This window comes from Streptomyces griseus subsp. griseus, from assembly GCF_000720255.1.
In the GTDB taxonomy this organism is placed as follows: domain Bacteria; phylum Actinomycetota; class Actinomycetes; order Streptomycetales; family Streptomycetaceae; genus Streptomyces; species Streptomyces griseus_I.
Map to the genome: position 1 here is coordinate 18,411 of NZ_JOJE01000064.1, position 13,596 is coordinate 32,006.

Annotated in this window: 14 protein-coding genes and 1 pseudogene; 5 read left to right on the top strand and 10 right to left on the bottom strand. The window is 69.2% G+C overall.

Going from position 1 to position 13,596, the window contains the following annotated elements; genetic code table 11:
- Window positions 1–129: 129 nt before the first annotated feature.
- Window positions 130–975 carry an SDR family oxidoreductase gene (locus tag IG99_RS41135; protein ID WP_037683722.1) on the bottom strand — a complete coding sequence of 282 codons (846 nt, stop codon included), beginning with the start codon at window positions 973–975 and terminating at the stop codon, window positions 130–132.
- 64 nt (window positions 976–1,039) lie between these two features.
- Between IG99_RS41135 and IG99_RS41140 the strand changes: the two genes are divergently transcribed.
- Window positions 1,040–1,375, top strand: coding sequence for a winged helix-turn-helix transcriptional regulator (locus IG99_RS41140; protein ID WP_037683724.1), 336 nt, complete (start codon window positions 1,040–1,042; stop codon window positions 1,373–1,375).
- A 53-nt stretch (window positions 1,376–1,428) separates the two neighbouring features.
- Here the strand turns inward: IG99_RS41140 and IG99_RS41145 are convergent, their stop codons facing one another.
- Window positions 1,429–2,310 carry an SPL family radical SAM protein gene (locus IG99_RS41145; protein WP_037683726.1) on the bottom strand — a complete coding sequence of 294 codons (882 nt, stop codon included), beginning with the start codon at window positions 2,308–2,310 and terminating at the stop codon, window positions 1,429–1,431.
- A 286-nt stretch (window positions 2,311–2,596) separates the two neighbouring features.
- On the opposite strand from IG99_RS41145, the gene IG99_RS41150 reads away from it, so the two are divergent.
- The 4 genes from IG99_RS41150 to IG99_RS41165 all read left to right on the top strand — a co-directional run bounded on the left by IG99_RS41150 (window position 2,597) and on the right by IG99_RS41165 (window position 4,794).
- Window positions 2,597–2,977: a VOC family protein gene (locus tag IG99_RS41150; protein ID WP_037683729.1), complete on the top strand. Its 381-nt coding sequence runs from the start codon at window positions 2,597–2,599 to the stop codon at window positions 2,975–2,977.
- A gap of 81 nt (window positions 2,978–3,058) precedes the next feature.
- Window positions 3,059–3,841 carry an MBL fold metallo-hydrolase gene (locus IG99_RS41155; protein ID WP_037683732.1) on the top strand — a complete coding sequence of 261 codons (783 nt, stop codon included), beginning with the start codon at window positions 3,059–3,061 and terminating at the stop codon, window positions 3,839–3,841.
- A gap of 37 nt (window positions 3,842–3,878) precedes the next feature.
- Entirely contained in the window at window positions 3,879–4,274 is a 396-nt protein-coding gene (locus IG99_RS41160) for a nuclear transport factor 2 family protein (RefSeq protein ID WP_037683734.1), read from the top strand.
- 94 nt (window positions 4,275–4,368) lie between these two features.
- Window positions 4,369–4,794, top strand: coding sequence for a PPOX class F420-dependent oxidoreductase (locus IG99_RS41165; RefSeq protein ID WP_037683735.1), 426 nt, complete (start codon window positions 4,369–4,371; stop codon window positions 4,792–4,794).
- 451 nt (window positions 4,795–5,245) lie between these two features.
- On the opposite strand, the gene IG99_RS51055 is transcribed toward IG99_RS41165, so the two are convergent.
- From IG99_RS51055 to IG99_RS51060, 8 genes and pseudogenes are all read right to left on the bottom strand, one after another.
- On the bottom strand, window positions 5,246–5,677 hold the full coding sequence (locus IG99_RS51055) for a hypothetical protein (RefSeq protein ID WP_234312133.1): 432 nt from the start codon (window positions 5,675–5,677) through the stop codon (window positions 5,246–5,248).
- 1,783 nt (window positions 5,678–7,460) lie between these two features.
- Window positions 7,461–7,607, bottom strand: coding sequence for a hypothetical protein (locus tag IG99_RS49305; RefSeq protein WP_158973354.1), 147 nt, complete (start codon window positions 7,605–7,607; stop codon window positions 7,461–7,463).
- Between the two features lie 417 nt (window positions 7,608–8,024).
- Window positions 8,025–8,282 (bottom strand): DUF6248 family natural product biosynthesis protein, encoded by a 258-nt coding sequence (locus IG99_RS52265; RefSeq protein WP_394298083.1) that lies wholly within the window; start codon window positions 8,280–8,282, stop codon window positions 8,025–8,027.
- Between the two features lie 22 nt (window positions 8,283–8,304).
- A complete protein-coding gene (gene araD / locus IG99_RS41180; RefSeq protein ID WP_037683737.1) occupies window positions 8,305–9,030 on the bottom strand; it encodes an L-ribulose-5-phosphate 4-epimerase AraD in 726 nt (241 codons plus the stop codon).
- 49 nt (window positions 9,031–9,079) lie between these two features.
- Window positions 9,080–10,597, bottom strand: coding sequence for an L-arabinose isomerase (araA, locus tag IG99_RS41185; RefSeq protein WP_037683739.1), 1,518 nt, complete (start codon window positions 10,595–10,597; stop codon window positions 9,080–9,082).
- Between the two features lie 64 nt (window positions 10,598–10,661).
- A complete protein-coding gene (gene araB, locus IG99_RS41190; RefSeq protein ID WP_037683742.1) occupies window positions 10,662–12,344 on the bottom strand; it encodes a ribulokinase in 1,683 nt (560 codons plus the stop codon).
- Window positions 12,345–12,462: 118 nt separating this feature from the next.
- On the bottom strand, window positions 12,463–12,696 hold the full coding sequence (locus IG99_RS49310) for a carbohydrate-binding protein (RefSeq protein WP_158973355.1): 234 nt from the start codon (window positions 12,694–12,696) through the stop codon (window positions 12,463–12,465).
- Between the two features lie 460 nt (window positions 12,697–13,156).
- Window positions 13,157–13,435: pseudogene (locus tag IG99_RS51060) on the bottom strand (TniB family NTP-binding protein); the annotation flags it as partial.
- Window positions 13,436–13,596 lie beyond the last annotated feature (161 nt).

The following is a 13,596-nucleotide window of genomic DNA, read 5'->3' on the forward strand; positions in this document are numbered from 1 at the left end:
TCAGCGTGTTGAAGTCGGGGCGGTCCTGGCCCGGAGGTCGGCGGTAATTGAAGGCTTGGCAGGCCGCCCGCCGAATATGGCGGCCTGCCAAGCCTTGGCGAACTCGGCCGGAGCTGACAGCGGTTGTGGTCAGAGGCCGATGTCGGCCAGCCACTGGCTTGTGGTCCGGGGGGTGACTCCCAGCAGTTTCTGGGCGGAGGTCTCCGGTGCGATCGAGCGGCCGGGCATGGCACTCATCGCCTGGTAGGCCCCTGCGATATCAGCGGCCGGGCCGTCCCCGATCAGGGGGGCCATCGAGGTACGGAACTCCTCGGCGGTGATCTGGTCGAAGACCACGTCCCGTCCGAGCCTGGCGCCGAATGCTTCGGCCAGGTCCGGCCCGGTGATCGCCGGGTACTGGCCGACGGAGACCACGCCGGTGACGTCCGTGCGGTCGAGCAGGGCGACGGCGGCGTCGGCGATGTCCAGGTGGGAGGCCCAGGAGACGGGGAAGTCGGCTCGGATCGGGTAGGGCAGTACGCCGCGCTCGCGGACCGAGCCGATGACGTGCGGCATGAGCAGGTTCTCGAGGTAGAGCTCGGGTGCGATGACCGCGTGGGATACACCGCTGTCGGCCAGGCCCGCGGCCAGGGTCGCGGCGGCACCGCCGATGGCGGGATCGATGGGGAAGCCGCTGGTGGAGAACACGACGCGGTCCGGCCGGGCCTCGCGGACAGCGGTGAGGATGTTGTGCGCGTAGGTCTGGCGGTCCTCCTCCGAGGCCACCGGCAGGTGGACGAAGATGCCCTCGGCACCTCGGTAGGCGTCGGTCAGGTCGGCAGCGGAGGAGTAGCCGGCGGCCACGACGTGCTGCGCGCCGGGCACGACGGCGTCGGGGTTGCGGGTCAGAGCGGTGACGGTCCTGCCTGCGGCGGCGAGAGCGGCGACGACGGGGGCACCCTGGGCGCCGGTGGCGCCGTGAATCACGTAGGTCATGACGTCATTAGTGCATGAGGTGCACCAGTTACATCAACTGCACTAATGGGGTACGGTCAAAACTGTGACTGATCCCTGTCTTCCTGAGTGCGGTGTTGCCCGGTTCCTCACGCTGCTCAACGGGCCGTGGGCCACTCTGATCGTGCGCGAACTGCTGCATGGCCCCCACCGGTTCAACCAGCTGCGGGAGGCCCTGCCGGGCATCAGCCCGCACACCCTGACCAGCCGACTGCGCCAGTTCGAGCGGCACGGCATCGTCACTCGCACGACGTATGCGGAGATCCCGCCGCGTGTCGAGTACGCGCTGACCCCTCTCGGTGAGGGGCTGCGCGAGGTCCTGGAGGCCATGGGGGCGTGGGCCATGGCGGTGCCGGAGCCCGAGTCCGGCGTCACCGCCTGAGGTACGTCTGGCTCGGCCCCCGGCCCCGGACACGTTCATGGCCATGGCCATGGTCACGCCGAGGATGCGAGCCTCTGCCGCAGGGTGTCGTTGTCGTCGTGGTGGACGACCTCCTCGAAGCGCAGCCGCAACCCGTGTTTGTCCAGCAGTTCCGCCACGATCGCGTCGAGCTGTTCGCGGTGCTCCTTGGTCCGCGCCTGGAGGTATGCCTCGCGGACGTCTCCGGGCTCGTCGGCGAGGACCTGGTCCATGCGTTCGCGGATGTACCGCTTGAGGTTGATGTGCTCCATGAACACCTCGCCGACTCCCGCGTCGACGAGCCGGCCGAAGAGGTCGTCGAGGAGTTCGGGCTGGGTGGCGAAGTGGGGCAGGAGCGGGCCGACGAAGGCGTAGGTGGGGATGCCCGCCTCGTTGAGTTCGGCGAGAGTACGCAGGCGGCGGGAGGCGAGTGGGGCGCGGACCTCCAGCCAGCGGCTGACCTTGTCGTCGGTGGTGGTCACGGTCATGCCGACCTCGGCGCGGGGCAGGCTGGTGAGCAGGTCGATGTCGCGGGTGACCACAGGTGACTTGGTGAGGATGCGCACCAGGCCCGGATACTCGACCCTCTCCAGTTCGCGCAGGATGCCGCGGGTGAGCCGGTACTTCGTCTCGTGGCCCTGGTAGGGGTCGGTGACCGAGCTGAGCAGCATCGTGCCCCGGCGCTTGTCCTGCGGCATCTTCGCCAGTTCCTTGCGGGCCAGCTCGACCGCGTTCTTCTTCACGTACAGGTAGTCGCCCCACTCCTTGACCGACCGGCCGAACTGGCGCCCGGCGAAGCTGGCGAAGCAGTAGGCGCAGCCGATCACGCAGCCGGTGTAGGGGTTGATGACGTAGTCGTTCGAGGGGGTCTTCGACTTCTGGATCAGGGTCTTCGCCTCGATCTCGACCGGCTCCATGACGTGCTTCCTTCCCGAGGCCCGGCCGTCCGTGTCCGACGCGCCGGGGTCCTGTGCTGTCCAAGGGCCGGTGGACCGCAGGCCGCCGAACCCATAGACAGGAACAATAATCTGTGGAAGTTGATTCCATGGAATGCAAATGGTTTGCTGGACCCCGGGCCGGTCCGGAGCCCGCCGTCCCCGCCGGACTCCCGCGAGCCCCGCGCGGAGCGATGGTCACCATCTGCATTTAGCCCGCCCCAGAGAGTCACACTCGTCCCCTTGTGGGGCGTAAGGAGTGCGTGTCATGACTGTTCCCGCCTTCAACTCGGTCGCCTGGTTCGAGTTCGGCACCGACCAGCCCGAGAAGGTCAAGGAGTTCTACGGCGAGCTCTTCGACTGGCAGTACGCCCTCAACACCAACACCCCCGGCGTGACCTACCACTCCGTGATGACGCCGGGCGCCGGGCAGCCGACCGGCGGCGTGTGGGAGTCGGAGGGCAACTTCCCCAACTACGCGATCTTCTACGTCCTGGTCCAGGACGTCGCAGCGACTGTCGAGCGCGGCCGGGAACTCGGCGCCAAGGTCCTCATGGAGCCGGTCTCCGACTCCGCGGGCCTCACCTTCGCCCGGCTGGAGGACGCCGCCGGCAACCACTTCGGCGTCTTCTCCGTACCCGCCCCGTAACCCTGCCCCTTCCGCCCTGCCTCCCGCCGGAGCGCGCCGCAGGGTCACGGGCCACCGTTCCCCCGACCGAGAGGTTCCCCGATGTCCGGCGCCAGCGCCACCAGCGAAAAGATCCCTGTCCGCGTCTACGGCGGCCCCACCGCCCTCGTCGAGTACGGCGGGCTCAGGTTCGTCACCGACCCGACCTTCGACCCGCCCGGCGAGTACCCCATGCCCCTCCCCGGCGACCACAAGCTGGTCAAGACCGCCCCCTCGCCGGTCACCGCCGCCGACCTCGGCCGCGTCGACGCCGTCCTGCTCTCCCACGACACGCACGAAGACAACCTCGACAACGCCGGGCGTGCCCTCCTGGCCGAGGTGCCGGTCGTCTTCACCACCGAGAGCGGCGCCGGCCGCCTGGGCGGCAGCGCCCGCGGTCTCGCCTTCTGGCAGACCGCCGAGCTCAAGCGGCCCGACGGCGGGACCGTGACCGTCACCGGCGTGCCCGCCCGGCACGGCCCCGTGGGCTGCGAGCCCATCTCCGGTGACGTCATCGGCTTCATGCTCACCTCCGACGACCTGCCCTCGGTCTACGTCAGCGGCGACAACGCCGCCCTGGAGCACGTCAAGGAGATCGCCGAGAAGTTCGCCCCGGTGGACACCGCGATCCTCTTCCTCGGCGGCGCCCGCATGCCCTTCGCCTTCGACGGCGCCCTGCTCACCCTCGACAGCGCCCTGGGCGCCGAGGCCGCCAAGACGCTCGGCGCCCGCCGCGTCGTCCCCGCGCACTACGACAGCTGGGCCCACTTCCAGGAAGGCCGCGCCGAGATCGAGGCCACCTTCACCGAGGCCGGCCTGGCCGATCGCCTCGACTTCGCCCGATGACCCCGACCGAACCCGCACGAGGACCATGGAGAGCGCGATGACCACTGCGAACCTCGACCTGGCCCGCGCCTACTTCCAGGCCGTGCAGACCGGAGACATGGCCGCCCTCGGCGGCCTCCTCGACGAGGAGATCGTCTGGCACCAGCCCGGCGCCAACCAGTTCTCCGGCGAGCACAAGGGCCAGGGCGCCGTCTTCCAGATGCTCGGCGGCATGATGGAGGCCAGCCAGGGCACCTTCGCCATCGACGAGATCCACTCACTCATGGGCAACGGTGACCTGGTTGCCGCCACCATCCACTTCACCGGACGCCGCGGCGACACGCCCATGGCCATGGACGGCGTGGACCTCCTGCGCATCCAGAACGGCAAGATCACCGAGATGTGGCTCTTCTCCAGCGGCCAGAGCGCCGAAGACGCCTTCTGGGGCCGCTGAAACCCGCGTGTGCCCCGAGGTCGGCCCGGCCTCGGGGCACACGACTGCGCCCCTGGACGGGGCACGGCTTCTCCACCAGCGTGAAAGGCATCGCATGCGGAAGATGACCGACGAGCAGTGGCGGGCGTTCGTCACGCACGGCACCCGCACCGGCAAGCTGTCGACCGTCCGGGCCGAAGGCAGCCCACACGTCGCCCCGGTCTGGTTCCTCCTCGACGGCGACGACATCGTGCTCACCACCGAGAAGGACAGTGTCAAGGGCCGCAACCTCGCCCGCGATGGACGCTTCGCCTTCTGCGTCGACGACGACCACCCCCCGTACGCGTTCGTCGTACTCCAAGGGCGCGCCGAGACCTCCGAGAACCCCGACGAGATGCTGCACTGGGGCGGCCTCCTCGGCGCCCGCTACCTGGGCGAAGACCGCACCCAGGAGTACGCCGCCCGCAACGGCGGCCCCGGTAACCTCCTCGTCCGCGCCCACATCGACAAAGTCATCGCCTTCGACGGCATCGCCGACTGAACGACAACGGGCGGCTGATGCGGGGCGGGTGAACCATCGTCACCCGCCCCGCATCAGCCGCCCGTTGTCGCACCCAAGGCGCCCTGGCTCACGAGGCCGACCGACCGGACTGCTTCGGCGCCCGCGGTTTCCGCGTGAGCCTGGCAGCGACCGGGGACCCCGCCGTGGCGGGTCGGGTGACGAAGGCGGCACAGAGGGCCGCCGGAGCCGGCTCACAAGTACGCCGGAAACGGGTGCGCAACACGGGCTGTCCCCTTTGACGGCCATGGTTCGAAAAATCGAACATTGTTCGCAAGTTCGATCAGAAGATAGGTCTCAGCCAGAAGCGCGTCAATGAAACCGGCCAGTGCGATTTCCGCGCGGTCGCACCCCGCAACCGCCCATGACGGTGAGACTTCCTCTGCTACGCCCCTTGAGCTGCGGAGACTTCCCTACGCGCTCGGGCCGCACGTCAGAACGCCGACTGCACAACCACTGCCAGGGCGCGGCGAACAGGACAGGGATCTCGCCTGCAGCACGTAACGCCGAAACCTCCATCCGTCGGCGGCCTCGGAGAGCAGCACCGGCCCGGCCGATCGAACCTCAGCCTCCGACGCGACGCCCTCGCGTCCAGTCCCGCGAAGGCGTGCTCGCGCCAGCGGGCAGCCGCCGCGTAGCGCCAGCCGCATGCGACAGCGACCTCAGCGATCGCAGCGAACGACTCCCGGTCCGCCCCTTTGATCAAAGCCTCGGGGCGTATGTCGATCAGCCAGACGCCGCGGTGGGTCACCGCGAGGTAGTCAGGGATGCGGGAGCGGCGCTTCCCGCAGGTCCCGAAAGAGATTTTCAACGGCCGCGAGACGACCTCGACCGCGTCGTCGGCGAAGTCCAGGGCAAGCAGCACCCGGCCCTCCGCCAGGCTCTCCGCGCCGTGATGACGGCCGGTGCTGGCTGCAGGCCAGGACCGTGCCCTTGTCCCGACGCCAGGTGAAGTGCCGCGGGCCGCTCGTGAGCACCGGCTCCTGTACGAGGTCCTGTACCGAACAGGACGCATCGTCTCCACCTGCCCGCCACTAGACCGCTCACCGTCTCGTCCAGCCGTCACGCGGATCCAGACCTGGCCTGCCCGCATCGACGTCCGTCGACACGAAAAGGTCCTCCTCGCAGCTGCACTGCTGCGATCATACGGACCCGGTGTCAGCGGCTTCGACTACTCTCCCCGACCCAGCGCGTGTAGCGGCCATGACCTCATGAAATCGCCGCAGAGAACCCCCCGGCTTCCGGTAGCTGGTGACAGATAGGCTGCTGAATGAGCGTCTGTGACAAGTCCGATGCCTCGCTTGGGACAGCCAGGCTGCTTCGACCGCTCCCATTCACCAGCTCAGCCGGTCCCGACGGTGACAACTCCTGAGCTTCGGCTCAATCCGGCGGGCCGTCGTACAGCGCTCTGGCGGCGGCCCGCTCCGAATCCGCAGCACGAAGATAAGGCCGATGATGACCACGCCCTGTCCGCCCCGGCGCACTGCGCGCCGTCCGCTCGCCCCGCGCGTCGCGCGCCCCGGGAGCCGGTCGACCCCGCCCGCATCGGCCGCCGCGTCGTCCGGCGCCGGGCGAAGGGGTGGACGCCGGCGCCATCGCGGCGGCCCTCGAGGACGCGCGGTTCGACGCCCGGCAGGACTCCAGGCACGAGGACCTGGCGGACGACGTCCGCGGCCCGGCGGAGCTCGCGGAGTGGGAGCGCGTCGCGCAACTGCTCGCCGACACGGCGCCGCACCCTGTACGACCTGGACGCCGACGACGTCGTCCAGGCCGAGCTCGCCGCCGCCTGCCCGATGGCGGAGGCTCAGTAACGAGCGACCGTTCAGCACTGGGTCTTCTTCCAGGGGGTGGCAGCGGGCGGGGCACCGTGGGCGAGGTTTGCTGCTCGTGTCGGTGGTGGGGCAGTGTCCAGGATGTAGATCATCTGGCTAGCGGGCGACTTCGAGGTTCGAGACCTCGCAGCGGGCCGTTGGCACTGGACAACGGACAACAACAAACCCTGTCCATAACTTCGGCTCGCCGGCCCAACCGGGCTGCAGAGCAGGATCAGGCAGGGGGTGGCCAGTATCGGCTCCGGCAGTGTCCACGTCACGCACTCATGCCTTCCACCCAGGCCATCGGCCGCCCAGGTGACGGCGGCGGGCGGACCGGTCATGGTCGGGCGCGCGGTGTTCCCCCGGTCCCACCAGCCCCTCGCGCCCCGACACGCAACACCCGCCGTGACATTGCAGCCACGTGTGCCCGGCGGGAGGGGGCGAGGTGGACGGCGGTGACCGGTCCTGAGTCGCCGTCGGTGCCGGGCGCCTTCTCCCGTACGACACGGGCTGCGCCCCCTTGGATGGGCAGTCTCCGAGCGCCGGCCTTCCCCGCACCGGCAGCTGCCCGAGCCCGACCGGCTGAAGGACCTCAGCTTCGTCCAGCGGTACCAGCCCATCGCCAAGCGCCTGCGCACGGCGCTGGACGCCCGTCCCGCATGCAGGAACTGACTCGACAGGGCTGGCCTACGCTGCGACTCGTGGACCGGCCCTTCGAGGCTCTTGGTCCGCTTGGCTGGCTTACCGGCCGTGGCGCCGGATGGGAGTACCGCTGTGATCGTCCGACTCCTGGGTGGTTCGCTCGTCGGTCGCGCGCTGGAGACCACCGAGGCGTCAGAGCCTGACTCTGAAGCGGCTGAACATGTCTGGGATGAACTGGAGGAGAAGCTTCTTGGCGTCCTCGGGCCGTTTCAGTTCGTCGTGGCCGAAGCGGAAAACCTCGTAGCCCCTGAGCTTGAGGTCCCGGTCGGCGGCGACCATTCGGCGTATTTGGCGGTGTCGGGAGTACGGCCGTCGTCGCGCGTGTAGTGCTGTACTCCGTCGACCTCCAGAACGACACGCTGTCCGAAGGGCAGCAGCAGAAGGAAGTCCATCCGGGAACGCAGCAACGCTTCGGGGCCGCGTTCCTTAACGGTCTTGGGATCCCAGTGCAGCCATACCTCGGGCAGGAGAGCAAGGTCATCCGCGCAGAACGGGCGAGCCGTACGGTAGGCCGTGAAGAGGTTCTTCTGACCAGGTGAGTTGCCGGGCAGGCTCCTGAGGAGCCGCTGGTAAAGATCCTCACCGGCGTCACTCTCACTGTTGAACCCGTGAGTGTCCTGCCACCAGCTGTGCAGGTCACGCCAGCGCAGACCCCCGGCAGGTCCTCGAACGGCAGGGTCTCCTGTACCGGGGACCTCATGGTGCCTCCATGTCCCCGCGCCCCTGCGGGCCGCTCGCGAAGAGGGTGAGCTCTTCCTCCGGGTCGGCTGCAGGCCGGTGTGCGGGGATGGCGTGCTGGGCGGCAGGGGGCTTCTCGGCTTTGTCCGTGTCGGTGGTCTCTTCGACGTCCGCCGGGTGAGGGCAGGGGCAGAGCCACCGGCAGGGCCGCTGGCCCGGTCCGTACCGGATGACGGCGACGACGACCCCTTGCGGGGGCCGTCGGCGCTGACGCACCGGTCGGGGACGGCCGCTGCGCTCATCCGGCCGGTGCGGGAGTGGGGTTGCCGTAGTAGGCGTCGGGGCCGTGTTTGCGGGTGTAGTGGCGGTTGAGGAGGTGCGGGGGCGGCGGGGCGGTCGGAGACAGGGCCAGGGTGTGGAGGGCGATGTCGGCGACGGCCTCGCAGATGATGGCGTGTTCGAGGGACTTGCGGGCGGTGGCGCCCCAGGTGAACGGGCCGTGGCCCGCGACCATGGCCGCAGGTACCTCCACGGCCTTCTGGTCGTCCTCCTTAAGCATGTCCACGATCACGCGGCCGGTGTTGTACTCGTAGTCCTTCGCGCACTGCTCGGCGGTGAGGTCGGGGGTGCAGGGGATGGGGCCGTTGAAGGTGTCGGCGTGGGTGGTCCCCAGCACCGGTATCTCCAGGCGGGCCTGGGCGAAGGCGACGGCGTGGGTGGAGTGGGTGTGGGTGACGCCGCCGATGGAGGGGAAAGCCAGGTAGAGGCAGCGGTGGGTCTCGGTGTCGGTGGAGGGGCGCAGGTCTCCGTCGACCACCTCGCCGTCGGAGAGGCGGACGGTCACCAGGTGGTCGAGGGCGAGATCCTCGTAGGGCACGCCGGAGGGCTTGATGACGAAGACGCCTGCCTCACGGTCGACGCCGCTCACATTGCCCCAGGTCAGCGTCGCCAGGCCGACCTGAGGGATGGCCAGGTTCGCGTTCAGCACCTCTTGGCGCAGGCCGTCGCGGACTCGTACGGTCATCGGTCGTCGTCTCCTTGGATACGGATCCGGTTCTTGGGCTGCACCGCTGTCACAGGGCTTGGGCGAGGCGGTGGTAGGCGGCGTTCCAGCGGACTTCCTTGGCGAACTGCTCGATGCTGGTGGTCTCGTCGATGGTGAGCAGCTCGACGCCGGTCATGGCGGCGTAGTCGGTGAGTGTCTCGATGTCGACGGCCGAGCTGAGCACGGTGTGGTGCGGGGCGCCGGCGAGAAGCCAGCTCTCGGCGGACTCCGCGAGAGAGGGGCGGGGCTTCCACACGGCGCGGGCCACCGGCAGGCGGTGCAGCGGCTCGCTGGGGCTGATGACATCCACGGCGTTGGCGGTCAGCCGGAACCGGTCGCCGAGGTCGGAGAGGCCGACGACGACCGCTTTTCCGGGCGCCGCGTCGAAGACCAGACGGACGGGGTCCTCGCGGCCGCCGATGGAGAGGGGATGGATCTCGCAGCGGGGGCGGGCGGATGCGATGGAGGGGCAGACCTCCAGCATGTGGGCGCCGAGGACGCGTGGGGTGCCGGGGCCGAGGTGGTAGGTGTAGTCCTCCATGAAGGAGGTGCCGCCGGGCAGCCCGGCGCCCATGACCTTCATCGTGCGCAGCAGGGCCGAGGTCTTCCAGTCGCCCTCGCCGCCGAAGCCGTAGCCGTCGGCCATCAGCCGCTGGACAGCGAGGCCGGGCAGTTGGCGCAGGCCGCCGAGGTCCTCGAAGTTCGTGGTGAAGGCGGTGAAGCCGCCCTCGGAGAGGAAGGTCCGCAGGCCGACCTCGATACGGGCCGCGTAGAGCAGGGAGTCGTGGCGGATGCCGCCGGGGCGCAGCGCCGCGACCACGTCGTACGACTCGACGTACTCCTCTGCGAGTTCGGCCGCCACCTTGTCCTCGACCGCGTCCACGACGGCGACGAGATCATTGACGGCGTAGGTGTTCACGGAGAAGCCGAACCGCAGCTGGGCCTCCACCTTGTCGCCTTCGGTGACGGCGACATCGCGCATGTTGTCGCCGAAGCGGGCGAGGCGCAGGCTGCGCGAGGTGTGGCGGCCGACGGCGGCGCGGGCCCAGGCCGAGACGCGTCGGATGACTCGTGGGTCGGTGGCGTGCCCGGCAACGATCTTGCGGTCGATGCCCACACGGGACTCGATGTGGCCGAACTCGCGGTCGCCGTGGGCGGCCTGGTTGAGATTCATGAAGTCCATGTCGATGCTCGGCCAGGGCAGCGACAGGTTGTACTGGGTGTGCAGGTGCAGCAGCGGCCGGTCCAGGACGCTGAGTCCGCCGATCCACATCTTGGCGGGTGAGAAGGTGTGCATCCACGCGATCACGCCCACGCAGGTGTCGGAGGCGCTCGCCTCCTGGCAGATCCGCCGGATCGACTCGGCGTTGGTGAGGACCGGTTTCCACACGATCCTGACCGGCAGCTTGCCGGGGCGGCCGAGGGTCTCGGAGATGCTCCGGGACTGGTCGGCCACCTGACGCAGGACGTCGTCGCCGTACAGGCCCTGGCTTCCGGTGAGGAACCAGATCTCGTGCTCGAGGTAGGGGGTGGTGCTGGTGTTCATGAGGGTTTTCCTTTCAGGGTGACGACCACCGATGAGGCGAGGGCCGTCGGGTACAGGGAGTCGCTCAGGCGGACGCCTCGGCGCGGATCCGGCGCAGTCGGTGCATGACCTCGTTGGCGCCGCGCCCGAAGTAGTCGTGCAGGAGCTGGTATTCGGCGAACAGCCGGTCGTAGGCCGCGGCCCGCTCCGGGTCGGGCTGGTAGACGCCCGCACGCGCCTTGCCCATGGCCCGGGCGGCGGCCCGGATGTCCGGGTACGCCCCCGCCGCGACCGCCGCGTGCATCGCCGAGCCGAGAGCGGGTCCCTGGGCAGAGTCGATCACGCCGAGGGGTCGGCGGGTGACGTCGGCGTAGATCTGCATGAGCAGCGCGTTCTTCGTCAGGCCGCCCGCGATGATCAGTTCGTGGACGGGCACGCCCGCGGTCTCGAATGTCTCGATGATGGTTCGGGTGCCGAAGGCGGTGGCTTCCAGCAGCGCCCGGTAGACGTCCTCCGGGAGGGTGGACAGGGTCAGGCCCACCAGGACTCCGCTGAGGTCGTGGTCGACCAGGACGCTGCGGTTGCCGCTCTGCCAGTCCAGAGCGATCAGTCCGTGCTGGCCGATCTCCTGTTCGGCCGCGAGTGCCGTCAGGTGTTCGTGTGCGTTCCGTCCGAGCGCGGCGGCCTCCTTGGCGTACGACTCGGGGAAGCCGGTGCGGATGAACCAGCCGAAGATGTCGCCGACGCCGCTCTGCCCGGCCTCGTAGCCCCACAGGCCGGGCAGGATGCCGCCGTCGACGACGCCGCACATGCCCGGGACCTCGGCCCACTGGTCGGAGCTCATGACGTGGCAGGTCGAGGTGCCCATGATGGCCACCATCCGGCCCGGTTCGACGGCCGTGGCGGCGGGCGCCGTCACATGGGCGTCGACGTTGCCGACGCAGACCGCGATGCCTTCGGGAAGACCCGTCCACGCGGCGGCCTCGGCCGTCAACGTGCCTGCCAAATCGCCCAGTTGACCGATGGGGTGGTCCAGCTTGGTGGTCACGAAGTCGGCGAAGCCGGGATTGAGCGCGGCGAGGTACTCGGGGGAAGGGTAGGTGCCGTCCTGGTACTGGCCCTTGTAACCGGCGGTGCAGGCGTTGCGGACGTAGGTGCCAGACAGCCGCCACACGATCCAGTCGGCGGCCTCGATCCAGCGGTCGGTCAGCTCGTAGAGCTCCCGGTCCTCCTCCAGCAGTTGCAGTGCCTTGGCGAACTCCCACTCCGAGGAGATCTTCCCGCCGTACCGCTTCAGCCACGGCTCCTTGCGCTCTGCGGCCAGGTCGGTGATCCGGTCGGCCTGGGCCTGCGCCGCATGGTGGCGCCACAGCTTGACGTAGGCGTGCGGGCGGCCGGTGAGGTGCGGCAGTTCGCACAGCGGGGTGCCGTCGGTGAGCACCGGCAGCATCGTGCAGGCGGTGAAGTCCGTACCGATCCCGATGACCTGTTCCGGCCGCACACCGGCCCGAGCCAGCGCCTGCGGTACGGCGATACGCAGGACGTCGATGTAGTCCGAGGGCACCTGCAGGGCCCAGTCGGGCGGCAGCGGGGTCCCGTCGGGCAGCTCCCGGTCGAGGACGGCGTGGGTGTAGGGGTGGTCGGCGGAGGCGAGTTCGGTGCCGTCCGACACGCGAACCACGACGGCCCGTCCGGACAGCGTCCCGTAGTCGACTCCGATGACGTAGGTGTCGGACTGCGGCTGTTGCGCGTGTTCGGCGTTCACCATCTATCGTCTTTCTGTTCGGTATTTCGTGCAGTGTTCGGGCAGTCGGACAAGGAGGAAGTGGGATCCGGGAAGGCGGAACGCCGGCCGGGGTCGGGGCTAGGCCCCGGCCGGCGCTGCATCAGTCGTTGAGCGGCGCGACGGCCACCTTGTCGATGTCGGGTGCGAAGGCGGAGGGGTCGAAGAAGGTGATGGCATCGTTGCCGGACTTGAGCGCGACCGCGGCCACCAGGCTCCAGAAGTTCGACCAGTCGCGGGAGTGACGCCGCCGCTCGGGAGAGCGCCACCCGCCCGCCTCCCGCCGGAGGCATCGACAGGGCGTGGCGCTGGTGGGCCAGTGACGGGTGCTGAACACGTACTGCCCCCTTCGATAGCTGTCCGATATCCCGAACGATGTGCGTAACTTCGAACCGTGAGGGAAAAGATAAGTTTCAGCCACAAGCCCGTCAATGGAACTTGCCAGTAAGTTCCGATTAGTTCCTGCCACACCCGTTACCCGGGCAGCACTCACATCTCATATGGACAGGGCGGATCGGCGCACCGTGACGCCGCGCTCGTAGCTCGGCGGTCGTACGCTTCTCACCGCACGTCTGACCGACGACGGCATCACCAACGAGACCTGGGACACGACGCGGCAGCGGAGGACGGCGCTCCTCCCCGGGCCGGCCGGCGATCATCTGGGCCGTCAGCCGAGACGGCGAGCTCCTCGTGACCGACAACCGCGTCGTCCGAGCGGGCGGGTCCCACGCCCACGACATCTCCGGCCGTGCCGGAGCGCCCCGGAACACAGAGGCGGCCGGGGGTTCCGACTGTCTCAGCATCTGCTGTACTTCCGTGATGACGTCGGTGAAGGGGCGGGTCTGGCCGTGGCGGGCGGGGAGGGGGCCGCAGGTGATGAGGGTGGCGCGTCCGGCGAGTTGGGCGCCGCGCACGCCGCTGAACAGGGGTGTGGTGGTGACGTCGATGCCGGCGTAGACGAAGGTCGCGTGGATGCGTTCGGTGAGGTCTTTGAGGAGGTCGGCGGCTTGGGCGCCGGTGGTGGTGCGGGGGTTGAGGCGGTGGATCTCGTCGATGAGGACGTAAGAGACTGCTGCACGGACAGGTGACACCTGACCTGGCTTGCTGAGAGGCGGCCTGGAAGGATGTCGCAGTGCCAAAGCCGTATCCGAAGGAGTTCCGCGAGGACGTAGTAAGGGTCGCGCGCAACCGCGAGCCCGGCGTCACGCTGGAACAGATCGCCGCCGACTTCGGCGTC